Annotated in this window: 27 protein-coding genes; 4 read left to right on the forward strand and 23 right to left on the reverse strand. The window is 60.0% G+C overall.

What is annotated here, in order from left to right; all coding sequences use genetic code 11:
* Window positions 1-10: 10 nt before the first annotated feature.
* From DP106_RS03950 to DP106_RS03960, 3 genes are read right to left on the reverse strand one after another with little or no spacing between them, the layout of a single operon-like run.
* Window positions 11-2,050 (reverse strand): helix-hairpin-helix domain-containing protein, encoded by a 2,040-nt coding sequence (locus DP106_RS03950; RefSeq protein WP_120083557.1) that lies wholly within the window; start codon window positions 2,048-2,050, stop codon window positions 11-13.
* A gap of 58 nt (window positions 2,051-2,108) precedes the next feature.
* Window positions 2,109-2,924, reverse strand: coding sequence for a DUF5794 domain-containing protein (locus tag DP106_RS03955; protein WP_120083559.1), 816 nt, complete (start codon window positions 2,922-2,924; stop codon window positions 2,109-2,111).
* 6 nt (window positions 2,925-2,930) lie between these two features.
* The gene (locus DP106_RS03960) at window positions 2,931-3,116 is read right to left on the reverse strand and encodes a hypothetical protein (RefSeq protein ID WP_120083560.1); all 186 of its coding nucleotides are present in this window, start codon (window positions 3,114-3,116) and stop codon (window positions 2,931-2,933) included.
* A gap of 131 nt (window positions 3,117-3,247) precedes the next feature.
* Here DP106_RS03960 and guaB point away from each other — a divergent pair, with 131 nt between their 5' ends.
* On the forward strand, window positions 3,248-4,732 hold the full coding sequence (guaB, locus tag DP106_RS03965; RefSeq protein ID WP_120083561.1) for an IMP dehydrogenase: 1,485 nt from the start codon (window positions 3,248-3,250) through the stop codon (window positions 4,730-4,732).
* A 148-nt stretch (window positions 4,733-4,880) separates the two neighbouring features.
* On the forward strand, window positions 4,881-5,312 hold the full coding sequence (locus DP106_RS03970) for a DUF7124 domain-containing protein (protein WP_120083562.1): 432 nt from the start codon (window positions 4,881-4,883) through the stop codon (window positions 5,310-5,312).
* 14 nt (window positions 5,313-5,326) lie between these two features.
* On the opposite strand, the gene DP106_RS03975 is transcribed toward DP106_RS03970, so the two are convergent.
* Genes DP106_RS03975 through DP106_RS03985 form a run of 3 tightly spaced genes read right to left on the reverse strand, consistent with a single transcriptional unit; the run spans window position 5,327 to window position 6,731 of the window.
* Window positions 5,327-5,881, reverse strand: coding sequence for a hypothetical protein (locus DP106_RS03975; RefSeq protein ID WP_120083563.1), 555 nt, complete (start codon window positions 5,879-5,881; stop codon window positions 5,327-5,329).
* Between the two features lie 41 nt (window positions 5,882-5,922).
* Window positions 5,923-6,462: a redoxin domain-containing protein gene (locus tag DP106_RS03980; RefSeq protein WP_120083565.1), complete on the reverse strand. Its 540-nt coding sequence runs from the start codon at window positions 6,460-6,462 to the stop codon at window positions 5,923-5,925.
* Window positions 6,462-6,731: a glutathione S-transferase N-terminal domain-containing protein gene (locus DP106_RS03985; protein ID WP_120083703.1), complete on the reverse strand. Its 270-nt coding sequence runs from the start codon at window positions 6,729-6,731 to the stop codon at window positions 6,462-6,464. The genes DP106_RS03980 and DP106_RS03985 overlap by 1 nt, the downstream gene beginning before the upstream one ends.
* A 201-nt stretch (window positions 6,732-6,932) precedes the next feature.
* Here DP106_RS03985 and DP106_RS03990 point away from each other — a divergent pair, with 201 nt between their 5' ends.
* A complete protein-coding gene (locus DP106_RS03990; protein ID WP_120083566.1) occupies window positions 6,933-7,361 on the forward strand; it encodes a CopG family ribbon-helix-helix protein in 429 nt (142 codons plus the stop codon).
* A 23-nt stretch (window positions 7,362-7,384) separates the two neighbouring features.
* Here the strand turns inward: DP106_RS03990 and DP106_RS03995 are convergent, their stop codons facing one another.
* The 16 genes from DP106_RS03995 to DP106_RS04075 all read right to left on the reverse strand — a co-directional run bounded on the left by DP106_RS03995 (window position 7,385) and on the right by DP106_RS04075 (window position 24,923).
* Complete coding sequence (locus tag DP106_RS03995) at window positions 7,385-8,287, reverse strand: ZIP family metal transporter (protein ID WP_240625317.1); 903 nt, start codon at window positions 8,285-8,287, stop codon at window positions 7,385-7,387.
* Window positions 8,288-8,373: 86 nt separating this feature from the next.
* The gene (locus DP106_RS04000) at window positions 8,374-8,577 is read right to left on the reverse strand and encodes a hypothetical protein (protein ID WP_120083567.1); all 204 of its coding nucleotides are present in this window, start codon (window positions 8,575-8,577) and stop codon (window positions 8,374-8,376) included.
* A 62-nt stretch (window positions 8,578-8,639) separates the two neighbouring features.
* Window positions 8,640-9,407 (reverse strand): SagB/ThcOx family dehydrogenase, encoded by a 768-nt coding sequence (locus DP106_RS04005; RefSeq protein WP_120083568.1) that lies wholly within the window; start codon window positions 9,405-9,407, stop codon window positions 8,640-8,642.
* Window positions 9,408-9,409: 2 nt separating this feature from the next.
* Window positions 9,410-10,756, reverse strand: a complete 1,347-nt coding sequence (locus tag DP106_RS04010) for a YcaO-like family protein (RefSeq protein ID WP_120083569.1) — start codon at window positions 10,754-10,756, stop codon at window positions 9,410-9,412.
* Entirely contained in the window at window positions 10,753-11,655 is a 903-nt protein-coding gene (locus DP106_RS04015; RefSeq protein ID WP_120083571.1) for a hypothetical protein, read from the reverse strand. The genes DP106_RS04010 and DP106_RS04015 overlap by 4 nt, the downstream gene beginning before the upstream one ends.
* Before the next feature lie 126 nt (window positions 11,656-11,781).
* Window positions 11,782-12,255, reverse strand: coding sequence for a hypothetical protein (locus DP106_RS04020; protein ID WP_120083572.1), 474 nt, complete (start codon window positions 12,253-12,255; stop codon window positions 11,782-11,784).
* A gap of 485 nt (window positions 12,256-12,740) precedes the next feature.
* Window positions 12,741-13,799 carry a tyrosine-type recombinase/integrase gene (locus tag DP106_RS04030; protein ID WP_120083574.1) on the reverse strand — a complete coding sequence of 353 codons (1,059 nt, stop codon included), beginning with the start codon at window positions 13,797-13,799 and terminating at the stop codon, window positions 12,741-12,743.
* Window positions 13,796-14,188, reverse strand: coding sequence for a DUF5805 domain-containing protein (locus DP106_RS04035; RefSeq protein WP_120083576.1), 393 nt, complete (start codon window positions 14,186-14,188; stop codon window positions 13,796-13,798). The genes DP106_RS04030 and DP106_RS04035 overlap by 4 nt, the downstream gene beginning before the upstream one ends.
* 999 nt (window positions 14,189-15,187) lie before the next feature.
* The gene (gene lrpA1, locus DP106_RS04040) at window positions 15,188-15,616 is read right to left on the reverse strand and encodes an HTH-type transcriptional regulator LrpA1 (RefSeq protein WP_120083577.1); all 429 of its coding nucleotides are present in this window, start codon (window positions 15,614-15,616) and stop codon (window positions 15,188-15,190) included.
* A 90-nt stretch (window positions 15,617-15,706) separates the two neighbouring features.
* Complete coding sequence (locus DP106_RS04045) at window positions 15,707-16,645, reverse strand: thiamine pyrophosphate-dependent enzyme (RefSeq protein WP_120083578.1); 939 nt, start codon at window positions 16,643-16,645, stop codon at window positions 15,707-15,709.
* 2 nt (window positions 16,646-16,647) lie between these two features.
* Window positions 16,648-18,546, reverse strand: a complete 1,899-nt coding sequence (locus DP106_RS04050; RefSeq protein ID WP_120083579.1) for a 2-oxoacid:acceptor oxidoreductase subunit alpha — start codon at window positions 18,544-18,546, stop codon at window positions 16,648-16,650.
* A gap of 370 nt (window positions 18,547-18,916) precedes the next feature.
* A complete protein-coding gene (gene aroC, locus DP106_RS04055; RefSeq protein WP_120083580.1) occupies window positions 18,917-20,107 on the reverse strand; it encodes a chorismate synthase in 1,191 nt (396 codons plus the stop codon).
* A 51-nt stretch (window positions 20,108-20,158) separates the two neighbouring features.
* Window positions 20,159-20,773: a hypothetical protein gene (locus tag DP106_RS04060; RefSeq protein ID WP_120083582.1), complete on the reverse strand. Its 615-nt coding sequence runs from the start codon at window positions 20,771-20,773 to the stop codon at window positions 20,159-20,161.
* Between the two features lie 39 nt (window positions 20,774-20,812).
* Window positions 20,813-22,150 (reverse strand): 3-phosphoshikimate 1-carboxyvinyltransferase, encoded by a 1,338-nt coding sequence (gene aroA, locus DP106_RS04065; protein WP_120083583.1) that lies wholly within the window; start codon window positions 22,148-22,150, stop codon window positions 20,813-20,815.
* Window positions 22,151-22,229: 79 nt separating this feature from the next.
* A complete protein-coding gene (locus DP106_RS04070; RefSeq protein WP_120083584.1) occupies window positions 22,230-23,702 on the reverse strand; it encodes a cell division protein FtsZ in 1,473 nt (490 codons plus the stop codon).
* 48 nt (window positions 23,703-23,750) lie between these two features.
* Window positions 23,751-24,923, reverse strand: a complete 1,173-nt coding sequence (locus tag DP106_RS04075; protein WP_120083585.1) for a tubulin/FtsZ family protein — start codon at window positions 24,921-24,923, stop codon at window positions 23,751-23,753.
* Between the two features lie 233 nt (window positions 24,924-25,156).
* On the opposite strand from DP106_RS04075, the gene DP106_RS04080 reads away from it, so the two are divergent.
* A complete protein-coding gene (locus DP106_RS04080) occupies window positions 25,157-25,402 on the forward strand; it encodes a YhbY family RNA-binding protein (RefSeq protein WP_120083706.1) in 246 nt (81 codons plus the stop codon).
* A gap of 11 nt (window positions 25,403-25,413) precedes the next feature.
* On the opposite strand, the gene DP106_RS04085 is transcribed toward DP106_RS04080, so the two are convergent.
* Window positions 25,414-25,593, reverse strand: coding sequence for a hypothetical protein (locus DP106_RS04085; protein ID WP_120083586.1), 180 nt, complete (start codon window positions 25,591-25,593; stop codon window positions 25,414-25,416).
* Window positions 25,594-25,699: the final 106 nt, after the last annotated feature.

Consider the following 25,699-nt stretch of genomic DNA (forward strand, 5'->3'; position numbering starts at 1 on the left):
TCGCTGTCGCTCAAAACTTTGTCAACAGCGACTCATAGAACTCCCCGTCATCGTCGGCAGCCAGCTTCTCGACGATGAGCTCCGGTGTCGACCGCGCCAGGTGCTCTTTGACCGGCGAACGATTCACCTCCAGCTCGCCGTCAACAAGCCCGACGGCCTCAATCCCGTCGACAGCGACATCGATGGCGGCAGCCTCGCGGATCTCACGCGCCAGATGTGAGACGAAGACTGCGGCGGTCGCCTGTTGGTCAAGCGCTTCAAGAATGCCGGCGATGAGCTTTGCGCTTGCCCCCGGCTCGGTGATACTTTCCAGCTCGTCGACAAGAACGAGTCGCCCATCAGCACCGGCGACAAGATCGCCAAAGTCACGAAGCGTGCTCTCGAAGGCACCGGCATCGAGCGTGCCCTGTGATTTGGCGTAGTAGTGCAGCTCAGAGAACCGTGACAGCTGAACCGTTTCAGCCGGCACCGGCAGCCCCATCTGGGCGGCGATAACGATCAGCCCAACCAGATCCAACAGGGAGGTCTTGCCGCCTGAGTTGACGCCCGACAACAGCGTCACCCCCTCAACGCTGTAGTCGACAGCCTCGACAGCCTCGAAGTCGACATCAAGAATCGGCGATCGCCCACCCTCGATTACAAAGCCCGGCGTGGACGCGGTGCCATTATTACCACCGGTGTCACCATCGTCATCAGTACCATCATCGGCAACAGCATCGTCAACGAACTCCGGCATCGTACAGTCGAAGTCGCGGGCGAAGGCGGCGATCGCCAACTCAACATCGAGTTCAAGCGCGTTCCGAACTAACGCCTCCGCGGGCGTTTTGAGCGCTGCAAGGTCGTCGGCAAGGTTGGCTTTCAGTTCGGCCGACCGTCGGTCGCGGGCACTCGTGAGTTCAGTCTTAAGCCGCGAGACCGCATCGTCGCGCCGCGAGACGGGAAAGGTCGGCTCGCCGCCGAAGATATGCTCGGCCAGCTCGGCCTCGTGGCCGGTGAGCGCGAGGCTTTCAGTGAGGTGATCGTGGGCCTTCTGCAGGGCGGCACCGAAAGCGTCATCAAGCTCTCGGGCGAGCAGGGAGTCGACGCGAGCCCCCTGTTCGACCAACGAGAGGAAATCCTGCCCTTCGATGGTCACGTCGCGTTCCTTGATCGCCGCCCGGAGATGGTCGTTGGCGACGGATTCGGCCGTCCCAACGGCGGCGTCGAGATCGTCGACAGCGGTGGCCAACCGCTGTAGTTCCTCGTCGCCGACGATGGTGCCGTCCTCGTCGACCCGCGAGAGGCTCTCGGTGAGCGCGTCACAATCCAGCGGTGGCTCTAACTCGCTTGCCTCATGGACACGAACAGCCGCCAGCAGCGTCTCGCGGTTCTCGGCAAAGAAGGCCAACAGTCGTTCGGGGACGACATCCGCCGGTGATTCCAAGGCAGTCGGTTGTACCCGCACATCGCCGCTGAAATCACCGCCGGCGAAGGCCTCATCCAGCACGATCACCGTCGAATACGATCGAGCTAACTCCTCGATGTCGTGGCCATCGTCAACGACCTCCGCGGAGAGTTCGGGGATCGCCTCGCGGGCGGCGGCGTAGCGTTCGGCATCGGTCGTCGCCAGACACCGCTCGCGGACGCGCAGCGCCGACGGTGAGTCAAGGGGGGCGACATCGGCCAATGCCGCCCGAAGCTCGGGCGTTGGCTTCCGTGTGAGCGCGTCGTCAACCATGGCTCTCACCTCCTCGATTCGGGATGCTTTGGTTGCGGGGTACAGCGTTTCCAGCCGCTTTTTCGCGTAGGTGGTGACCGCACGCTCTTGGAGGAGTGTGAGAATCGAGTCGTACAGATCGCGGGCCTGGGTGGTCGCCAACAGCCCGCCGGGGTCGTCATGTCGCTGTCGGATCGCTCCGCGGGCGATGGCAGCCGCCCGGCCCTCACTGATGCCCGGCGCGTCCATCAGCGTCAGCACGTCCCCTTGCTGTAACGCGGTTTCGGGGTCGTCAAGCTCGGTTAGGGCGTCGGCGGTTTTCTCGCCGACACCGGGGATCGATTCGAGCGGCATTCGCCTGTGGGTCGTTCAGGCGACAACTAAAGAATACGGGTCATACCCGTGTGTGCAGTTACAGCCACGGTGCGCGAGAGCTGTCTTCCGGCGTGTAGTCGGTATCAGTCGCCGACTCCGAAGCCCTCTCGCTGGCATCGTCGCTTCCGTCGGGACTGTACGCAAACAGCGCTGAGACAGCCAGCACCGCCAACGCGATCGGTGCGTCGGTGTCGAACACGCCGACTATCGGCAGCGCAAAGACACCGAGTGCGACGGCACTCCCAAACCGGAAGCGGTCAAGATCAACCACGCCGCGAAGTGCCGGTGCGGCGATAGCCACCGCAAGCGCGAAGCCGACGCCGATCGCCGCGGTGATCGCTGCCCGCGCCATGAGACTGCTGTCGAAGACGATTTCAACCGTCAGAGCCGCTGGACGGACACTAGCCAGCAGCCCGAGGAGGATAATACTCCCTGAGGAGGGGAGGTAATCAGCGACCTTCGCGCTGACCGTTCTGGCGGCGATCACAAGGATCACCACCCCCGCGAATCGCTGGAAGATCGCCAACTCAAGCGCGCTTTCGATAGTGGGTGCGATTACGGCTTCCACCGTGGCCACCGGGATCAGCACCGCGCCGATCAACAACACTGACCGCACCATCGGTCGCCGGCCCTCATCTAGTTCCGCGACGATGACCGCAACGGTCGCCGACCCACCGAACACCAACAGACCGGTCTCAAGCATCCCGACGGTCGTCTCAAGGGTGCCGGCCAGTAGCAACGCGACAAACAACCCATCCAGCAGCGGGAGTGCCATCACCGTCGCCAGCAACGCCGTCGCACCGCCGACACGTCGCTCAATGGTGAGGGCAACCGGGTGTTCCGAGACACTCATCGGGTATTAGGGGCCGTCACCATCGGCCGAACGGTGTTCCCGTCGTAACCGGTCGCCGCGCCGACCGCCGACAGCGAACGTGACTCCCAGTGGTGTCGAAAACTGCTTGCCCGTCGGTGTCGGATTTGTTCCAGCAGACGCGCCGCGCTGCTGTGCAACCGAAAACGACGTGGCATTCACGTGGGAGTACATACATAATCATTTTACATCGGATCAGTCTTAAACGTTCCGTGGCAGCGGTCAGCATAGCCACCTGAGTGTGGCGAGGCCACACAGAGACGGTGACTCGCAACGTTTTTCCACCGGCCACGGCGACGGTTTATATGGAATCAGACAGCCCCTTCTCGCAGAAGCTTGCGGTTCCGGAGGCGTTGACCTTCGACGACGTGTTGCTCCGCCCGAAAGAGAGCCGTGTCGAACCCGACGACGCCGATGTGTCGACCCGTGTCTCAAAAACCGTTGAACTCAACATTCCGGTACTTTCGGCGGCGATGGACACCGTCACCGAAAGCGGAACCGCCATCGGAATGGCCCGAGAGGGTGGTCTCGGCGTGCTGCACCGCAACATGGAGATCGAGAAAACCGTCACCGAGATCGAGCGCGTCAAACGCGCCGACGAGCTCGTGATCGACCGCGAAAACGTCGTCACCGCCAACCCCGACCAGACCATCGCCGAGGTCGATCGGATGATGGGTCGAGAGGGCGTCTCCGGTGCGCCAGTCGTCGACGACGACGACACCGTTCTCGGTATCATCTCCGGCACCGACATCCGCCCGTTCCTTGAGGTCGGCGAGACCGATCATGTCCGGGAGGCGATGACTGATGAGGTCATCACCGCCGAGGAGGACATCAACGCTCGTGATGCCCTTGAGCTGATGTACGAGTACAAGATCGAGCGCGTCCCCATTGTCGACGACGGCGAGACGCTTGTCGGCCTCGTGACGATGCAGGGGCTGCTCCAACGGCGTGAAAACCAAAACGCCGCCCGCGACGACGATGGCCGCCTCCGGTGTGGCGTCGCCGTCGGCCCCTTCGAAACCGACCGCGCAACCGCAGCCGACGACGCCGGCGCGGATGTGCTGTTTATCGACTGTGCCCACGCTCACAACCTGAACGTCATCGAGGCCGCCCGCGAGATCAAACAGGAGGTTGCGGCTGACGTGGTCGTCGGCAACGTCGGTACTACCGAAGCGGCCGAGGAGGTCGTCGATTTCGCCGACGGCATCAAGGTCGGGATCGGGCCGGGATCGATCTGTACGACCCGCGTTGTCACCGGTGCGGGGATGCCACAGATCACCGCGGTCGCCGAGGTTGCCGACGTGGCCGCACCCGAAGACGTGCCCGTCATCGCCGACGGCGGGATTCGCTACTCCGGCGATGCGATCAAGGCGATCGCGGCGGGCGCAGACGCTGTCATGCTCGGCTCGTACTTCGCTGGCACCGAGGAGGCCCCCGGCCGCGTGATCACGATGAACGGCAAGAAGTACAAGCAGTACCGCGGGATGGGCAGCGTCGGCGCGATGAAATCCGGCGGTGGCGACCGCTATCTCAAAGACGACGAGGACGGCGAGGAGTTCGTCCCTGAGGGTGTTGAGGCCGCCACGCCGTACAAGGGCACGCTTGCCTCTGAACTCCACCAGCTTGTTGGCGGGATGCGTTCGGGGATGGGCTACGTTGGCGCGGAAACGATCCCTGGCTTCAAGCAACGCTCGGAGTTCATTCGGGTCTCTGCCGCCGGCCAAACCGAGGGTCACCCTCACGATGTGATGATCACCGACGAAGCCCCAAACTACAGCCCCGACGAGTAAACAAGTGCCGATCGGGCCGGAACGCGGCAGCCCGGTGATCGAGTAGCTGGTGGCCGGTGTGTGAACCTATGACCACTGAACCGCGGAGACGACGATTGTCCACCTGTCGACAGCATGCCCGTCGTCCGGGTGACCGATTGGGGGTCAGATGAACGACAATAGCGACGCCGAAGCCGGCGAGCTCACGCTTGCGTTCTCGGTGTCGGCAATCGAGCGGCTCGACTCACCGGGTGCAGTATTCGCGGATGCCCGAGCGTGGAGCGAGTCGATCGGCATCATTGACGACGACGCTGAACGAATCACACAGATCGTCGCCGAGCATGATCTGCAGGATGATTTCGACATGCACGACCGCGATAGGTGGTTTGCACTCGAAGAGCTCTGTGAGACCACAACGACCCCACGACACGTCTATGTTGGCGCGAGCGACGACGACATGCGGGTCGCAACGATGTTCTGCTGGGAGTATGTCCGCGTCTCCGAGGCCGCCGAGCAGGCCGGGTGGACGCTTTCGTCACCTGACTCTGAACGCGGAGTTATCGGCCGGCTGCTGGCTCGAATCACCTCCATCGTCGGGTAGTGGCGCTTGCGTTCCTACTGGAACCCACGGCCAACGTCGTCGTCCTCGATGAGTTCGTCTAGCTCCGTGTTCAGCAGCTCGTCCGCCTCAGCAAAGGTGTCGGAGAGATCCTCCAAGCGATCAGGTCGTTCACTGAGTTCGTACTCCATGGGGCCAAACGCCGGACTGTCGACGGCGTCCATGACATCCCGGAAAAACGCCTCCGAGGAGGTGTCGGCGTCGGCGTGGTGTTGCAGCGTCGATTCAAGCTGTGTGGCCATCGCCTCGGCGTCGGATTCGTCTTCGGGTGGCTGTTGCATCGCAAACCGACCGGGATCGTCGCCGCGGCGCGGCAGCAGTGGGTCGATCTCGTCGTCGATCTTGCGGGCGACTTGGGTGCCGACACCGCGGAGTTCGGTTGGGTTTTTTGTGTACGTCTTGAGGTGGAACACCCCGCTGTCGGGGTGGCCGAGATAGAAGTCCTCGCCGACACCGGTGGCTCGCTGGCCGGCGATCGCTCGCCACCCCTCTGGGTCGTGGCTGCTGTCGCTGACCGTCGAGAGGATGTCCTGCCAATCGCGTATCTGCATACTCGCGTGTAAGGCCGCCTCCAGAAAGATAGTTGTGGACGCTACTGTCCAAGTGGTTTCATCTCACAGTGGGTCGCCAGCGCGTCTTCAAGCTGGTCGTACGGCGGGAACGCCGGCCACTCGCCGGCAACCCAGGCGTACTGCACTGTCTGATCGGTGTCGATGAGGAAAACCGCCGGGCGCGGCTCCGCGATGCCGGTCATCCCATCGAGATCGTTGGCGATATCGTACTGTTCGGCGACCTCGTTGCCCGGATCGCTGAACAGCGGGGCGTCGATTCCGCGTTCCTCGATGAACGTCGTGTGCTCGTACGGCGTCGAGATCGAGAGCCCGACGATCGAGAGCTGGTATGAGCCCTCAAAGTCGCGATCCCGAAGCTCATTCCAGATGTACGTCGCCGGGAACGCGCCGTCCATCGGATAACAGACGAGCAACAGCGGGTCGTCATCGAGCAACGACGACAACGACACATCCTCCCAGTAGTCATCGGTCACCAGCGGGCGCGTGAAATCGGGTGCCGTGTCGCCGGTGGTTGGATGGTCAGAATCCGGCAGCTCAATGATATCGAAATCAAGCTCCATTAGTCGGCCCCTCCGTACGTTTTGTCGAGATACTCGACGATGTTACCGCTCTCCGACATGGTGACGCCGGTGTTTTCATCAACGATCGCGGGAACGGTGCGCGCACCACTGATTCGCTTGACTGCGTTGCGATCGGAGTGCATCGGTTCGACAAACCGGGAGGTATAGGGGAGGTCGTACGCCGAGAGCTTGCGGACGACCCGTTCACAGAACGGACAGGCCTGGAGCCGATACAGCGTGATCGGTGTCGTATCGTCGGTATCGCTCATCGGCATTTATACAGTTGAGAATGGGGTAAAGATGTCGCTGTCGGTTGCGGGAAATCCCAACACGCGGGTCATCATCAGTGGTGGCAGTATGAGGGTTGCCTGAGACGTTGGTTGTCTCTCGCGTTCGATAGTAGCAACTTGTGACGGTCAGAGCCGCCAAGAATACTAATAGTTATTAACAATCTGTGCGTTAGTTGTTATATGAGCGTTGTCAGCGTCTCGATGCCCGAAGAGCTACTTGAACGAATCGACGAGTTTGCCGACGACCACGGCTACACCGGTCGCAGCGAGGTTGTCCGTGAAGCCAGCCGCACATTGCTGGGCGAGTTTGAGGACAAACGCCTCGAAGGCCGCGAACTGATGGGTGTCGTTACCGTGCTCTTTGATTATGAGACGACCAGTGTCGAGGAAAAAATGATGCATCTTCGACACGAACACGAAGGCATCGTTACCGCAAACTTCCACAGCCATGTCGGTGGCCACCACTGTATGGAACTGTTCGTGCTTGAGGGCTCCGTAGACGAGATCTCGACGTTTGTCGGCAAGATTCGGGCGACAAAGGACACGCTGACAGTCGATTACTCCGTGCTGCCGGTTGATGAGTTCGGTCCGCTGGCCGATATGAGCTGAACAGGCCCACTCACCCGATCCGATCAGCCGACGACGAACCACGCGGCAACAACAACAAAACTGCCCGCAAGCGTGCTGGCAACAGCATGCGTCCGAAGCTGATCAAGGAGGTGATGGGAGTTTTCTTCCAACGAGAGCACCTGATCGATCTCGCTGCCGGTCTCACATTTCGGGAGAAAATCCATGGCGATGTGGAGAAAGATCCCGGCCGCAAAACCGAACACAACCGCGTTGATGATCGGCTGTTCGGGAATCGGTAGCACGGCAGTCGGGATCGCCGTGAGCCCGACGCCCGCTGCTGGAAACAGGAGCACTGCCACCGGTCGCCCATCCCGCCGGAGCCGACGGGCCGCAGCATAGCCGGCCGGCCCTTTGTGTGAGACGATAGCGAGACCGAGCAGCAGGCCGAGCGACGGCATTGAGCCGTAGACGATCCCGATGATCGCCCCCGCCGACAGCGCGTGCACCGAGATCTGGGCGGCGGTGATATCCATCGAGAGATCAAGATGTGTCAGCCGGTGGCCGATCGTGTGGGCACTGTAGCCGAGAATCACACCGACTGCAAGTCCGATGCCACCGAACTGCGGGGTTCCAACCGACCCTGCAAGCCCGATCGCCTGTGGTACCAGAAACATCGCCGCGCTCATGATCATCGCGCCGCTGGCCAACCCATAGCCCCAGACGAGTCCGAAGGGGTCAGTTTCGTTCGCGCGACCGCCAAACCACGCGCCGCCGACCATCGCACCGCAGGCAACCCAGCCGATAACGACGACCTTCAACACGGAGTCGTTGATCCCGCCGATCCCATACCGGATCCCGCCGATCGCGACTGCCGAGAGGACAGCCAGCGCGCCGATAGACAGTGATCCGAACCGTGAGCCACCGATAACAGAGTTATTAATTTTTGGCTCTGAGTTAGTATTCACTACCACCGAAAACACCGCAGTTGCGAATAAACCCATCGGAACGTGACAATCGCTGTTTCGGGGCAGTTGACTCCGACAGCAAGCAGTTACGGGTCAAGCACCGTCACGTCGCTGTTGGCGGCGGCTGAACAACAAGCCGGCGAGTCGTACTCACTCGATGACTCGTCGTCATCGTCCGGCTCGGAGTCGGCACTCGCGTCGGTGTCGTCACCTCGGTTTGCCGCCTCCGGGCCGATCTGCTTTCGGATCCATTCGGAAATCCCGTCGAGAACGTTTGTTTCCTTTGCCATGTGCATATTTGGGTGTGTTCAAATAAAGCGATTGGGGAACTACCCGCACAGTGGATGAACCGCTAGTCCCCGCGCTCCGGTGGGGTACCAGCGAATACGACAGTTGACAGCACGTATTCCTCGCTGCGGAGTCGAAGCTGCTCTCTGAGTGCGCGGTACTGTATCCCATTGTGTGGGCGACTCCCGATATCAAGCTCTGTGGCAAGCAGTTGGGTATTTTGGATGACTGCGCCAGCTTCAACGGCGGCGAGGAGATACCCCATCTCGCCGTAGCGGTCGGCTGATCGGCCCGGGAGTGCCGTGATCACGATGGCCGCAGCAACGGTGTCCGCAGACGTGATCCACGTCCAGTGCGCTTCGAGCCAGTCACTGTAGTCGCCCTCAGCAAGCTGTTCGAGTGCACCCGCTTCGCCGTTGTAGTGATATATCCCGGCATCGATGTCAGGCGAATCAAGCACGATCGGATACAGCTCTAATGGATAACATGCTCCCCCGGAGGCGACAGGGCGGCGCGGCTCGCCGTCGGCCTCACGGATCTCACCGTAGGTATACGTCAGCAGCGTCGCCAACTCGGTGGCGGTGATCGGCCGCCGCTCGGATTCCCTGTAGGATGCTCGCCGCTGGATGGCCGTCGGCACCGTTGCGGAGTCTGGTTGAGGGAGTGACACCTGTGGTGCCCGCTGGTACTGCTTATCTGCCGGCGACGACGATGCTTCCGAGGATGCCTCGGGTTCGAGTGCCGACCCCGAAACAACCGATGAGAGATTTTTGTGGTACAGTTCGTAGAGATACTCGAAGGTCACACTGTCATCGAAAGGCCGTTCAGTCATGGTTATGGGAACGGGTGTGGCACTGTGGTGAGCGCAGCGTCTGTGATGGGCGTGTCTCGATACCTCATGTCGACCGGGAGGCGCGACAGCCGGTCGCCGTCAAGATAGCGGAGACGTTCGACGAGATACAGTGGCTGGAGCCGCGGCACGATAACCCGCTGCACAGTAACACCCACCGAGTCAACATCTCGGGTTGTGACATCGACAGCGTAAGCATCGTATCCGGTGGTAGTGACTGCTTCGACGAGATCGAGATCAGGCTGTTCGTCGACGGCGAACGCATCGAACGTCGTTGTTCGGTTGCTTTCGATCCAGAAATCCAGGTCAGCGAGCCGGTCATGGTCGGCCCACAGCAGTGCGCGATCCACAAAGGAGTCGATTTCGCTGGGGTCGATCTCATCGGCCGAGCGGGTCGTCGATGACAATCGGTGGATCGTCGATAATCGCGTCTGCAGCACCTCTGACAACGCGCTTTCGAGTACCGCCGTCGCCGTCGATCCAGCCGCGGCGGCAACGGTTACGGCCGGTCGCCGCGTCCGATCAACCAGCACCGCGATAGCAATCGGCACCCCAAAATCGGTTGTCGCATCTAGTAGCGTCAGTTCAAGTCCCTGTGCCGTGATGCGATCAACCAACCGGTGGATTCGTGGCGGGAGCGTCTCGGGATCGATTACAGGCAACGCAGTCGCCGTGAGATAGTATATGATGAACGCGTCGCGTTCGAGACACTCCGCGAGGCCGTTGTGGATCGCCATCTCCCGATCGGAGCCAGCCGCAAGCCCCGTCGAGATCGGATTTCGGATGAATGGGTCTGCGGTCGGCGGGTACGACAGATAGACCAACTGCGCCGGGATCTGTGTGGTCGCTCCCGACCTGAGGTCGACACCGCCAACCCATGTGAGTTCGTCATCGGTGCCGCAGAGGTCGGTGTCGTCGGCCATTGTGTCCCGCTGTGTAGGTGAGAAGTTGACGACCGCTGTCGGATCAAGCGCAGGCTCTGTGAGCTCATCGTAAGCAGCTGTTTGGAATGAACTGTTATCGTAGACACAGCCACAGTATCGCTCAATCGCCTCACCGTAGGTTGCAACGAGGGCCGCATCCTTGGTGAACGCAGCACCACCTTCGTCGTGAGGCATTTGGTTGCCGTCGGTAAATGGGGTGAAATCCTCTCGCTCAACGATGTAGCTCTCGATGGCTGGCTCGCCCGGCGGCACCGGAACCCGTCGAACACCGGTAATGATGCCTGTCGTTGGATCCTTGATCTGTTGCAGTCGTTCACGGTCGCTTGGGGCATCATCAATCGGGGAGCTTTCAGCAGCCGTGATAGTGATTCCATTCTCATCAGTCATCGAAATCTCTCCTGTCGAGACGACGCACTGTCGCAGACCTCACAGTGAGGGCTGGCAAAGACGCGTGGTGTTTCTCTGTGTCCCCCATAGTGGTCATAGACGACGAACTGGTCGTCAAGATAGCGGGGAAGCTGTGCAAGCAGCGCGCGAAACAGGAGTTCGGTGACGGTGTCGGTGTACGCTCGCATGTATGGAGGGGTGCCAGTGTCAGTCTTATCGAAGAGCTGGCCGCCTACTTTGTTCGCATCGACGCGGGTGTATACACAGTTCAGACACGCACGGGCGTCCGCTGTGAGCACCGGCCCAAGCCGCCAGCCCGTTGCGGTGAGCCGCGTTTTAACAAGCGTCGCCGACGAGGTGGCCCACGCCTCGTTGGCAGCTCTCCATGAGTCGCTTCGTTCGAGCTGTTCGCTCAGGAGGATTACGTCCGGATCCTCGGGAGAGCTCTGTTGATCAGTGGTAGACCGCTCGTTGACGGATACCCCCGCAGCACGCAGTCGGTCATAGACCCCCGAAACAGGGTCGTGATCGCCGAACACCGTGACCGAGTGTGCTGACAACCGATCGGGAAGCGTCTGCTGGGTTGGTTGTGATATCGCTGGCAGAACCGGCTCAAGATAGCGCTCCCAACCCGCATCTGAGAGTCCAGCCGGCATCGCCTGTCCGTCGTATGCCAACTCAGCGTCATACAGGCGGTCGATCTGCTCAGGGTCGCTCTCGGAAACCTGCGCGATAAGATCGCTGGCCGCTGTGGTACCGTCCATCGTTGCTAGCAGCGTACATATCGCTTCAAGCTCGCCTCCCTGTAGCGTCTTGGTCGCATGGGGTGTTCGAATCACCGCCTCGCCATCGTGGATCCCGTAGCTTGTTGGACTGTACGCCGCCGGGTATGTCTCCATTATCGCGTGATGGTGCTGAGAGTGTATAACGCTCGGGGTGAGGGGACAATCGTCGTCAGCGTCCGACCATCCAATAACGTGTAGAAGGATCAACAGTGGATACGCTACCCGGGCGTATCTGACTCACTATGCGACGATCAAACTAAGCCCGATTGTGGCTGGTACCAGCACAAACAGGTATCCGGCAGCTGCGATCGCCCATGCGATCCCAGTCTGTGCGCGACGGGTGTCATCCAGTCCCGTTGCTCGTGGCAGCGGAATGAGTATAAAAAATCCGACCATCAGGACGTATAGGACAACTGTTGTTCCAACGATGGTCGTCGCTGAGAGGACGCCCGTAAGTTGCTCTGCGACAAGGAGAAAATACGCAAATAGGAGGCCTGTGCCAAGCCCAGCGAGGTAGTGTACCACCGACGCGAGGCGAGACGGTGCGTCATCCACCGGTCGCTCGGTGAGTACACTTGCTGCGACAAACGGCGGGGTCATCCCCTCTGTCGTGTGGGCCATCAGTCGATCCATGCCGAGGACGGCAATCCCAGCCGCAACCAATCCGATCGGAAATCTGACCACCGGCGGTACCGTTGACAGTGCAGGAAGCATCTGGTACGTTGTTGGGACGCAATCGGCTTGAATTGATTTGTTACTCAGCGGAGTGCCGGCACAGTCTCGCTAGTTACGTCGAAACAGCAAATTCATCTATCGACCGTCCACGTCGGACAACCTGTTCGCTGATTATCAGCTTTTCTCTGCGGTCGAGCTGTGACCACTGCAGCGTTTCTGGCGGTGACTCCTCAAATGATTGAAATTGGTCGAGAACTGCCTCGTTTATGAACCGGCTGAATGAGCCACACCGCGAGCACTGAGTTTTGAGATGCGAGATATCGAAACTCCGCGTGACCGCCCCTTCGAGACAGTCCAGACACCGGTATGATTGGTTCACACACAATTAGAGGGGTTTGAGACATGAATATCTGTGGCCCAGTTCAAACCGTCATTGTCACCGAACCAGCCGAATTATTACATATAGCAAAATGAGATTTATGCGTTCGAAATCAGACAGCAGCCTATGCGTGGAATACTTTATTTTATTTCAAAACCGAGTAAATATTCGTTTCGTAGGTTGATCTGACCTGGCCACCCCAGTTGTGGGTGTAGGTGTCGATGATATCGTCAGCTACGTCGCCGCGGAGGTATTTTACCACGCCACGGTCACCGGTACGATCTCGGAGGTGTGTTGTGAAGAAGTGCCGAAAGTAGTGAGGCGTCACGTTGTCGGCGGCATCGCCACCGGTGTCGTACCAGCCGGCGGCATCGGCATGCTCGGTAACGATGTTTCGGACAGCCCGCGGCGTCAGTCGGTGTCCCCACTCACCAGCAGTGTAGACAAACAGCGGCTCCGCTGGCGATGGGTTGTCTGGCCTGATCGCCAGCCAGCGCTTGAGTACGCGCTGTAGTTCTTCGTCGACCGGAATCACCGTCGCCCGCTTGCGTTTATTTGAGGCTGTCCGCTTCTCGCCGTTGACCTCCTTGCCAACTGCGGGCTCGCTGTCGATGTACAGTGAGTTCGGTCGCGCTGCAAGCTGCGGTCGAGGACTACTATCAAATGCGGCTTTCACCTCCTTGTCGTCGACGGCGAGATCACGCAGATCAAGATTGCAGAGCTCACCCACCCGCATGCCGGTTTTGAGCAGTGTGACGATCAATGCCTGGTCAAGCGGATGATTGATATCGCCGACAAACGACCGCATCTGGTCAACACTGATCTCCCGTCGGGTGGGATCCTTCTCGATGGTTTCATCGAGTTCCTCGACGACAAGGGTCATTGGATTCGACTCGAAGACGCCGACCTGTGTCATATACGCGTAAAACCGGTGTAGATAGGCGGCGTAGCTGGCGATGGTGCTATCGGTGACCGTCCCGCGAAGCGTGTGAACCCACGCCATACAGTCACGATGGGTTGCCTGTGAGGGCGTCAGTGTCTTTCCGCTTGGGTTTCGCTCCGGATCTGCCAGAAATGTCTCAAATCGCCGGAGTACCCGACCGTAGGCGTCGCGTGTCCGCTCGGCTTTGCCGTGGTAGGTGAGATCCTCAAGAAAGTACGCGATCGGGTCGTCCGGATCGTCGGTGCCGACGGTCGTGCTCATGAGTCGATCGTTGTGTAGCCGCCGTTTCGACCACTGTACCGAATCTGATTGGTGGCCTGTAGTGACTCAAGACAGGCTTCGAGTCGCTCCTCGAAATCTGCCGATAGCGAGTCAACCAATTGTTCCCAGGACAGCGAGCCGTTCGATTCGAGAGCTTCGAGAACCTGCGTTTCGAGGTCGCCACCCCCGGGGTCTGCGGTGTTAGAATCGGGTTCCACAGTAGCACTTGATTCGAGTGTGAAATCATTCCGCCCAGCTTGCACCATCGTCCGAACAAACTCCGCCTGACTCATACCGAGCTCGTCGGCATGTTCCGTCCATTCGGTTTTTTGATTCGTCGACACGTAGGTAACGACACGTGCCCGGTCGTTCTTATCGTCGGTAGCCATAGAATGTGATAGGTAAAACAACCACTTGAATCTACCCACACTGTAGCTGATAAGGGATCTTATACTCGGTTCTATGTCTCTTATTCGCTCATTTGTGTATATACGAGAGACGATAAAATATATTTTGTATATAGAACAGCCGAAAAGATTACTCAGGCAATGTCGCGTCTAGTTGCCCAGGGCTACCAAAGATTGTGAAGCTACTGTAGTTGGATGGCACTTCCTGCGTCGCTCATCCCTCGGTTCGTCGCCCCGCAGCATAGAGGACTCGGCTTCAGCAATAGTATAAGTATATGATTAGGGGCTCAAATGTCTGTACATTTCCGTATGACGCTTTGCCAGTGTGATCGCTTGGCAGCTCTCAGTGGCTCAAGGGAATTAGTATACCCGTGTGTTATTGGGAAGAACTGAAGTAACCAACCTGTTTCTAATTATAATCCGACCGGACGCCCTTGCGGGCGGCTCCGTTTCACCGCAGCATCGACGATAAGATAACAGAGCACGTGCGAGATATTTGGCTCGGCCACGGTCAGACTGTGTTTGATGTGATGTCGACCGGTATGGGTCGCAGATGGCATTTACCTAGACCATTGTCCATTTGGGGTGACTCGGGGAACAAACTGACCGAAGGTGCGACACAGACGCCGTGAGATATCTTGAACTGGACGGCTCACAACGATGTATCCAGTAAGGACTACGCAACAACAGCAAATGATCGGCGTCGACACGTCGGATGATAATATAATGTATGGCTGTCGGTGAGGCGTGTTTGAACTAAGCCTCTGTGTAAGCCCACTAACGTATCATCACCACGTTTTCGAGATATCGGTTTCAGCGACAGTGTATATGTGAACATTTCGAGGAATGCGAGAGGTAACGTAATCGAATACGACCAGTCACAAACACGTAAATCGTATGCTGCTATACAAATATCTGAACGAGATTATCGAGATACCACTACCCAGAAACCGATCGACAACAACAGAATCCGAGAGGCGATTATTTGAGTCGTTCCTGCAAAAAGGAGGGATGAGCGGCGGTGACACCCTCGATACAAAGGATGTCGTCGCTGATTACATCGCCAAGGGAGTCACCGTCTTGGGCCCGAACTTCGGCCATCAACATGTGATCGCCGGAGCAGCTGTACAGCGCCTCGACTGAGTCCAATGCTTTGAGATTACGCGTCGTCTCCACATAGAGGTCACTGGCGACATCAACGCCGACCATTGCGATGCTTTGTGAGGAGAGCTTTTTCGGATCAACCTCGGCGGAGTAGCCAACGATCACCCCTTCCTCTTCGAGCTGCTGGATATACTTCCGTACCGTGGGTTTTGAAACATCGGCCCGATCGGCGATCTCGGCGTAGGAGGCCTGGGCATCATCCTCCAACACAGAGAGAATCCGGTCTTCGGTCGCTGTCGTGCTCATACCTAACCTTTTGTTCCAATAAAAAAATACCTTGCGAACCGAAAAACCGATTTGGACTGCGTAAACGCCGCAGCGGGGCTATCGTGACAGTTACTTGTGTTTATCGAGGAAGAGATCGGCCGATCGCTCCCACTCGTAGGAGTCATCGAAGTATCGCTCGGCCAACGGCTCCTCGGGCATCTCGCCGATTGCACGCTTCTCTTGGCCGTAGGACGGACGGCTGTCGTCAACGTAGTAGCGACCGGTAAGCACCTTCCCCTCGTGGAGAGCGGTTTCGGTTTCGGCCATCATATCGGAGGCCTCACGCCGGTCGGTTTTATCGAACTCGTAATCGTCTGAGTCGTTGACATCGATGTACGGAACGTACTGCTTTGCGTCCTTGTTCCACGTCGGACACTGCGTGAGGAAGTCAACGTGTGCAAAGCCATCGTGTTCCATCGCTTCAACGAGGATCTCCTTTGCCTGGTTGGGATTAACGGCGGCCGTCCGGGCGACGTAGGAAGCTCCGGCGTTCAGCGAGAGACTCAGTGGTCGAAGCGGCTCCTTCGCGCTCCCCGAGGGCTGTGTCTTCGATTTATGCCCTTTCGGGCTCGTCGGCGAGGTCTGGCCCTTCGTCAGCCCGAAGATCTCGTTGTTGAACACGATGTAGGTCATATCGTGGTTCTCGCGGGCGGTGTGCATGAAGTGGTTGCCACCGATACCGTAGCCGTCGCCGTCACCGCCGGCGGCGATTACCTCGACGCCGGGATTGGTAACCTTCGCCGCTCGGGCGACCGGTAGCGAACGGCCGTGGATCGTGTGGAACCCGTAGCTGTCGAAGTAGCTGTTGAGCTTGCCGGAACAGCCGATTCCGGTACACAACAGCATCTCCTCGGGGGATCTTCCAAGCTCCTCGGCGGCCCCTTTCAGTGCCTTGAGGACACCGAAGTCGCCACAGCCGGGACACCACGTTGCCTGCGGTTCGAGTTCCGGCGTGTAATCGTCTTGATCAGTTGGCTGTCCGTCACCGATTGCTGAGAATGCACTCATGATTAATCACCTGCTGCTGGAACGAATTTGGTTTCGGCACCGGAGAGCTCGCTGCCCTCGATGATCGTTGTTTTGAACCCCTCGACGATGTCGAGTGGCTCGAAGGGGTTGCCGTTGTACTTCAGGAGGCTCGACAGCTTCTCACCGTACTGGCCGAGCTCCTTTTGGGTCAACCCACGGAACTGTGCGGACGCGTTCATCTCGATGACAAGCACCTCGTCAACGCTCTCGATGAACTCGGTCACCTCCTCGGCCGGGTAGGGGGCCATATCCGAGACACCAAGGGCCTTTGTCGAGTAGCCCTGGTCGTTGAGCATGTCGACAGCTTCCTCAACGGTGCCCTGCTGGCTGCCAAAGGTCATGAGACCGTAGGTGGCCTCATCCGGGCCGTAGTGGGTCTGATGGGTGTCGCCCTGTGAGGCGAGTTCCTCGTGAATCGCCTCAAGCTTCTGGGTTCGCCGATCCATCTGTGCGACACGGTTTGCTGTTGATTCGGCGATATGACCCTCTGGGGTGTGCTCGTTGCCGGTTGCAAGGAAGCGGCCACCCTTCTGGCCGGGGATCGACCGCGGACTGACGCCGTCTTCGACATCGTGTTGGAACCGACTGTACTTTCCGCTCTCGTCGTGGGGGGCCTCCGCAAGCTCCGCCTCGGTGAGCGTCGAGCCAAGCGAGGGGTTGGGTTCCTCATCGAAATGCGAGGCCGGCAGACTGACGAGCTCGCCGCCGAGCTTCTGATCGTAGAGGACGATCGCCGGAATCTGGTACTCGTAGGCGATCTTGAACGCTTTGCGGGTCTGGGTGTAGGCTTCCTCGACTGTCCCGGGCGCGAAGACAACACGCTGAGAGTCGCCCTGAGAGGTATAGAGGACGTGTTCGAGATCCGCCTGTTCAGGTTTCGTCGGCATCCCGGTCGACGGGCCGGCCCGCATCGCCTCGATGAGGACGACCGGCGTTTCGGTCATCTCCGCGAGGCCGAGCGGTTCGCTCATCAGCGCGAAGCCGCCGCCGGAAGAGCCCGACATCGCCTTCGCACCGGCGTGACTCGCACCGACAGCCAGTGCCGCGGCGGCGATCTCATCTTCAACCTGTTCGGAGATCCCACCGACCTTCGGCAGGTTCTGGCTCAGGATCGTGAAGACTTCAGTCCACGGGGTCATCGGATATCCGGAGATGAACCGACAGCCTTCGTCGAGGGAGCCGTAGGCGATGGCGTCGGAGCCAGACATGAGTACCTGCTCTTCGTCGTGGCTGCCCTCCGGCACCGTCACGTCGACGGCGTCGATATCGTACTCCTCAAGCATCATGTCGTGGGCTTGATTGAGGATATCGAGGTTGGGTTCAAGTATCTTGTCGGGCATCGCATCCGACATGAGCTCCTCGATCCAATGGAGGTCGATCCCGGCCAGCGCGCAGGTTACGCCGACGCCGGCGGTGTTACGCATAACCTCACGACCGACATCGCGGGCCATGTTGCGAAGGTCGATGTCGTAGACGTGCCAGTTGTTTTCCTCGACACGGGCGTCGAAGTCCTCGATCTCGGAGGCATCGAGCAGTCCCGAGTCGTAGACGATGACGCCACCCTCTCGAAGCTCATCGAGGTTCTCCGAGAGCGGTTTGATCTCCTCGTTGCCGTAGTAGGCATCCTCCTGTGGGTTGCGAGCGAAGGAGTCGCCCAGCGCCAGCAGGAAATTATAGCCGTCACCACGGGATTTGACCGGTTCCGCTGCGGCACGTACCTCGGTGTAGGTGTGGCCACCACGGATCCGGGAGGGATAGTGTCGGTGTGTGAATACGTCCAAGCCGGAACGCATCAGCGCTTTGGCAAAGTTCTGACTCGTTGAGGCGATCCCGTCGCCGGAGCCGCCGGCAATTCGCCAGATGAATTCGTTGTCAGTCATAGGTTGCTGTCACGGCCCCACTGGGCCACTAGTATGAATAAAATGCTAGCCCCGGGTAAAAGAGTTTGCTATGCATTAGCAAGGAAAGATAATTAAGAACCTATAATTGTGGATATTTGTTCATAAGCTAGCTGAATTCGGGATAGTTTACAATTTACAGACATGTATTACTTACCACTATACGATCGGTAAGCCGGATGTCGTGATCACGCCGGCCTCCTTTCTCGGCGGCCGGAGCCTGTTGAATCGACGTGGCGAGATGAGTCGGTGAGAATCTCACTGCGACACGGATGACACTGCTCCGATACCATACTACATTTTACATGAAGTGCGTTACTGATAGCAGACAGATAGTTTCAGCCGTCGTCGATTACTCCATGTTGTCCGGGCTACGTGGATGGTAATCAGTGTCATACTCTCCCGACTGATCATCGAGTCGATCAGGGTTGATCCGGCCGTCCAGTAGCATGAAGTCCAGAATCGTCAGATTGAGCATCGCCTCGACGACCGGCACGGCCCGTGGCATCAACACGGGATCGTGGCGGCCAACCACCTGAACATCTTTGCGCTCGCCGGTCTCCCAGTCGGCGGTTGTCTGTTCTTTCGGGATGCTGGTTGGGGCGTGCCAGGTTGCTTCGCCGTAGATCGGTTCGCCGGTTGTGATCCCACCCTGGAGGCCGCCGTGGTCGTTGCCGACTGGCACCGGGTCGCCCTCGTCGCTGACGGTATCTGGGTGGGAGTCGCCGTCGTCGAACGCCCAGTCTTCGTTGCGGTTGCTGCCGCGCATCGTTCGGGCGTCACGCCCCTTTCCGAACTGGAACGCCGTTGTCGCCGGAATCGCAAACATCGCCTGCCCGAGCCGCGAGGCGAAGGAGTCAAATCGTGGCGCGCCGAGACCGCGGGGAACGCCGCGACACTCGAAGTAGATCGAGCCGCCGATTGAGTCACCTTCCTGCTGGTAGTCGTCGATCGCCTCCCGCATTTCCTCGGCGGTGTCGGGATGGGCACACCGTACCTCGTTGGTCTCGGTGTGTTTAAGCATCTGCTCAAAGCTGACTTCGGGAGCCTCGATATCGCCGACCTGGTTGACGTGAGCTTTGACCTGCACGTCGTACTCACTTTGTGCGAGCACCTGTTTGGCGACCGCGCCGGCGGCAACCCAGTTGACCGTCTCCCGCGCCGAGGAGCGACCGCCGCCACCCCAGTTCCGGGTGCCGAATTTCGCGGAGTAGGTGTAATCGCCGTGTGAGGGCCGTGGGGCGGTGACAAAGGGTTCGTACTTACCCGAGCGGGCGTCCTTGTTCTCGATGACCATCCCGATCGGCGTACCGGTCGTGAAGCCCTCCTGTAGCCCAGAGTTGATTACCACGTCATCGGGCTCCCCACGAGAGGTTGTAATCATCGACTGACCGGGCTTGCGACGGTCAAGATCCGCTTGTACCGCCTCGGCATCGAGATCAACACCGGCTGGACAGCCGCTGATCGTCACGCCCATCGCCTTCCCGTGGCTCTCGCCGTACGTCGTCACCTGAAAGAGCCGACCGAACTGATTGCCGTTCATTACCGGTTTCTGGGCCCCGGAGCATTTGAACCTTGCAGTCCATCTGCGGGATCACTCCAACAGCGTGTCCCGAAGATCCGGAAGGCGGTCGCTGTTGGTTCGCCACACCCGGCGGGTGACACCACCGATCACGACCACCGTGACGCCGACGCCAACCAGATCACCGGCCGGAAAGATCGCTGCCACCCCAAGAACGACCGTGCCGACGATGAGGGCCGCCCAGAGATTCGGTCGCCCATCGTCACTCACCCGGTCTAACAGGACGATGCCGACAAGAAGCTGTCCAAGCGCGGTCGCAACAACCAATCCGATTACCCCGCCGACCAGCGGTACCAACACAAGAATGCCTACCTGTGGCGGCGCGCCACGCTCAGCGAGCCCCGCAGCCATGACGCCCGCGAGGAGATACCCACCCACGCCGGCGATGACCGCTCCGAGACCAAAGCCCACAGATCTGACCGGGTACTGTCGTACCTCGTCGCTGACGGTTTGGATTCGCTCACCGGCAGTAGAGACCAACATCGCCCCCACAAACAGCGTGACCGACAGATAGCTGATCGCGACGATGATGCTGACAACGATATCGCCGACCGCAACGAGATCCGCGGGCTGTGGGATTCCGTCAACCCCCACCGAAAGCGGTGTCAGTACAACAGCCCGAGCCATACAGGTCACAGAACGACCGACGGCAAAAGCCTGCGGGGGTTACTCGGTTCGATCGACCTCGGCACCCAGCGACGACAGTACCCGAAAGAAGTTCGGGAACGACACGGCAACGTGTTCGGCACCGCTGATCGTCGTCGACCCGGTTGCAGCGAGGGCAGCAACCGCCAGCGACATGATCACGCGGTGGTCGTGGTACCCCTCAACCGACGCCCCCTCAAGGGTTGACTCCCCGCCGTGGATCGTCAGCGTGGCCTGATCTTCGGTGACCGCGGCCCCCATCGCTTCGAGCTCTGTGGCCATCGCGCTCACCCGATCAGTCTCCTTGTAGCGAACGTGTTCGCAGTTGTCGATAACGGTATCGCCGTCGGCAACCGCCCCAAGCACGGCGATCGTCGGCAACAGATCCGGCGTGTTGCCCACGTCGACTGTCGTCCCCGACAACGGCGCGGCACCGACGGTGATCGTTCCCGCGTCCGTATCCCACGTGATATCGGCACCCATACGACTGAGCACGTCAACGATAGCACTGTCACCTTGCGCACTCGGCTGGGCCCCCTCGACAACCACGGACTCGCCGTCAGCCGCGGCGACCGCCCCTGCGGCCAACAGATACGACATCGAGGAAAAATCACCGGGGACGTGATACTCGCCGTTCGCTGGCGCATACTGCTGGCCGCCGTCGACGACAAACCCGTCGGCACCAGCCGATCGAACGCCACCCTCACCGGCCGTTCCGATCGGCTCGGCTGTCACGCCGAAGTCCTCGAGTACTTCCAGCGTGATGTCGACGTAGGGGGCTGATTTGAGGTCGGTCGTCAGCGTAAGCTCGATCCCCTCGTTGGTGACCGCACCGGCCATCAGCAACGCCGAAATGTACTGTGAAGAGACGTCTCCGGGGATTGTGACCGCCCCGCCGGGAAGCGATCCGCCGACGACCAGCGGCGCTTGTCCGTTGCCGCGGGTGCTTTCGGCGCGAACGTCTAACTCCGACAGTGCGGTCAAAAGCGGGCCCTGTGGCCGGGAGCGCAGCGAGTCGTCACCGGTCAACACTGTCAGCCCGTCGCCGAGGGCGGCCGTTGCGGTGACCAGCCGCATTGTCGTTCCGCTATTGGCACAGTCGATGACATCGTCGGGCACATAGGGGATACCGTCAAAGCCGGTGATCTCAAGGGCGTGTCCGTCGGCGACGGGTGTGACATCGCCACCGAAGGCGGTGACCGCCCGCTGGGTTGCCCGCGGGTCGGCACTGTCAAGCGGATTGTAAACGGTCGCCCCGTCGCTGTAGCCGGCCGCCAAGATCGCTCGATGGGTGTAGCTTTTCGAGGGGGGTGCACGCGCCGTCCCTGAGACGGTCGACGGCGAGATGTGAGCGTCCATACCGGCGAATACGACCACGGGGGTATCAGCTTACCGGAGCAACACGACACAGCCCGTGATGGGCGCAGTTGCAACCCGATTACTCGTGTTCGTCGGAGGACGTGGCTGCCGCGGTGTTTGCATCGTCGCCCTCCAGATCGGTGTCGGCGTCAGCCGGTGTCTCGGCCGCACTGTCGTCGGTCGCCATCGGCTCACCAGCCACGTTGTTATCCGCCGTGTTTGCGGTATCGCCGCTTGTATCGCCGTTTTCGTGCTGTGCCTCCGGCTCGTGAAACTCGAACGGTTGGTCGCTGTCGTCGTCAGTTGCCCTCTCGTCGGCACTGATCGTCGTCGCCCCATCAGTCGATGTCGCCGTGTCGACCACGGCTGTTTCGTCGTTCTGCCCGCGTTGATAGGCGACCGCCCGCTTCTGGAGTTTGTCTACTCTGGAGACATCAGTTACATTCGAAAACAGCACGGTGGCTGTGATCTCGCCGGCGTTCGGGAGCGGTTCATCGCCAGCCAGCACCTCGACGGTTCCTGTCTCTTCTTCAAGCAGGTAGCGGCCGGTTTCAAACCCCTTTCTGGAGATAGCTGATGGTGGCCCCGAGAGGATCACCAACACCCGATCGGTGGATTCGATATCACACGGAAGCGTCAGCTTCGAGTTCAGCGCGCTGCGAACGAGTCGCTTGATCGTTGCCGCATCTGTTTGCGTATCGGGGGTCTCCTCCGCCAAGCCCAACAGTTGCATGAGTCGGGCAAACAGCCCCTCGTCGCTGGTGTCGACCTCGATCGTCGCATGGCCGACCGAGGAGAGCCCGCCGACAGCCAGCGTTCGCATCACGTCGGCCGGATCGATCCGCATCTCCGAAACCGTTGCCGGCTCTGATTCCCCGGCCGCAAACAGTGAAAGCATCCGGGTCGCAACCATCTCGTTGATCTCGTCGTACTGCTCGGTAAGTGGCTGCGTACTCCGTGCCCACGCCTCATTATCGACAGGGAGCACCGCATCAGCCAGCGGCACACAGGTTCGGATCGCTCGTGCGGCCGTGTGTGCGCGCTCATCTGATTCATCGGCTGCTGGCAACGCGCCGAGTACGTACACCGGGATCTCGTAGATGCTTTTGAGCTCCGCTAAGAGGACGCTGCCGACCCCACAGCCGGTGCCGCCACCCAAGCCGGCAACGATCATCGCCGCATCGACCTCGGTGTCGTCGACGAGGTCAAGGGCGCGACGGATCTCGGGGAGTTCGTCGTCAGCAACTTCCGCACCAAGCTCCGGGTCGCCGGCAACGCCCGGTGAGCGGTCTCTGTCGGTCGCGCTGGCGGTGTCGGTATCCGGGCTGTCGTCAGCCGGTTCGACGTACTGATTGACCGCCGAATGCGTGTCGCCGATCAGAATCTGTCGCTCTTCGGGGAGGGCGTCGGTCTCGCCGAAGGCCTCGGCGGCGGTGTTGAACGCCAACACGTTGCCGTCGGTGAAGTTCCGGCCGGTCTCGACTTCCGCCCGCAGCAGCTTGTCGACCAGCCGGGTGCCCGCGTCGCCGACCCCGAACAGCGACAGCTTCATACACGCCCCTCCGGCGCGGCTTTGTCGATCGTCGCCCGCGAGGTGCGGTTAGACGATCGGGTCGAGATCATTGTCATCGTCGGTGATTAGCGACTCGATCTCCTCTTCGCGGACTGCTTCCTGCTGTTGGATCGTGTCCTGGGCGTCGACAGCCTGATCCTGGATCTCGTTAATCCGTGGGGTGTCGGTCACGTTCGACAGCAGCACAACGGCCGCGAGGGTATCCGAGTCGGTTCGTGGGTCGTCGCCGGCGAGCACGTCGACCGTTTCGGTCTCCTGTTCGAGCCAATCGCGGGCGGATTCAACACCCTTTCGGGAGATCTCCCCGGGTGGCCCGGCGAAGATGATCAGCGCGCGCTCGGCGCTGGCCACGCCACAGGGAACGGTCAACCGAGAGTTGACCGCACGCCGAACGAGGCCTTTGATCTTCGCCGCGTCGGTTGATTCCATATTCGAGACCTCCTCCTCACTGAACCGTGAGAGCAGCCCATCGTCGGGGGTATCGACGCCGGTCGAGGCGTAGCCGATCGAGGAGACGCCGCCGACCTCCATGGTGCGCATGATATCACTGGAGTCCATGGCGTTTTCACCAACCTCGCTTTCGTCGACCTCGCCGGCCGCAAGCAGCGTGACGATGCGGGTTGCCAGCTCGCGGTTCATCTCCTCGTAGCCCTCCTCGATGGTCTGGCCGCGGGATCGCCAGGCGTCGTTGTCGAAGGCGACGAAGTTGTCAACTTTGTTGACAAACGACTGTAGCGATCGTGCGGCGTTGAGCGCGGGGCGGCCACCCTCGTATTCGCCCGGCAGCATCCCAAGGCCGTACACCGGCTCGTCGTACATCTTCTGGAGTTCCTCGATGACGACCGGGGCGGCCCCGCTGCCCGTCCCGCCGCCGAGCCCAGCAGCGACGAGGATCGCGTCGACCTCGTGGATCTCCACATCGTCGAAGATGCGACGGATATCGTCGATCTCTGTCTGTGCCACCTCCGCGCCAATGGCGGCGTCGCCGCCGACGCCGTGGCCCTTCGCCTTCTTGTGGGTCTCACCGATCAACAGTCGGCGGTCTTCGGGGACGTGTTCCGGCTTGGCCAGATCAGTTCGTGCGGTATTGATCACAAGCGTGTGCCGGCAGAGATCTCGCCCGGTCGCCTGCTCGAACTCGACCATCCGGTCGATCACCTTGCTGCCGGCGTTGCCCACGCCGATCGTTGCCAGTTTCATCGTTGACTCTGCTGAAGCCGACTAGATAGTACTGAAACCATACGTTGGTGGGTGAATGGACTCTGGGTTTATTAACCTATGTCAGACTCGGCGAGATGAACGGCACACCCTTCGGGTGTTGTCTCCCACCCTTCGATCGGCTATTTCCGGTCGATAGCGTCGGTCACGGCCGCTCAGACGAGTGTTCCGGCGATCTAAAGCTTGAAACCCGGTCGACCGATAGATACCGTACCATGGTTTCAGACGAGCTTCGCAAGGACGCCCACAATCTCGACGTCACGGTCTGGGTCGGCAAACACGGCATCGAGTCGGTGACCGATGAGTTGGCCGATCAGCTACAGAATCGTCGCCTCGTGAAAGTGAAGTTTCTCCGGGCCGCTCGTGGAAGCGACGATACCGAGACGCTGGCAACCGAGTTGGCCGACGCCGTCGACGCGGATCTCATCGAAACCCGCGGCAACACGGCCGTATTGAACTAAGCGACGATCGATCAGCCGACCTCGTCCCAACGGGAGGCGAGCGTGATCCCGAAGGTGAAAACGATCAGCCCGATCGCCGCCTGTCTGGCCACAGTGCCGATCTCCCCGTTGAGCAGCCCAACCACACCACGGACGAGAAGCACACTGGTGACGAGCACCACGAGTACGAGCACGATGTGACGAGTCTCCATATGCGTACTGCGTCGTTCTATCGGAATAGTAGTGCGTTTTAGTAACAATTGTGGTTCAACTATCTAAGCAGCGTTATCTTGGCCTGAACGAGGACGTAGAAAACAG

Source organism: Halonotius pteroides, from assembly GCF_003605635.1.
GTDB lineage: Archaea > Halobacteriota > Halobacteria > Halobacteriales > Haloferacaceae > Halonotius > Halonotius pteroides.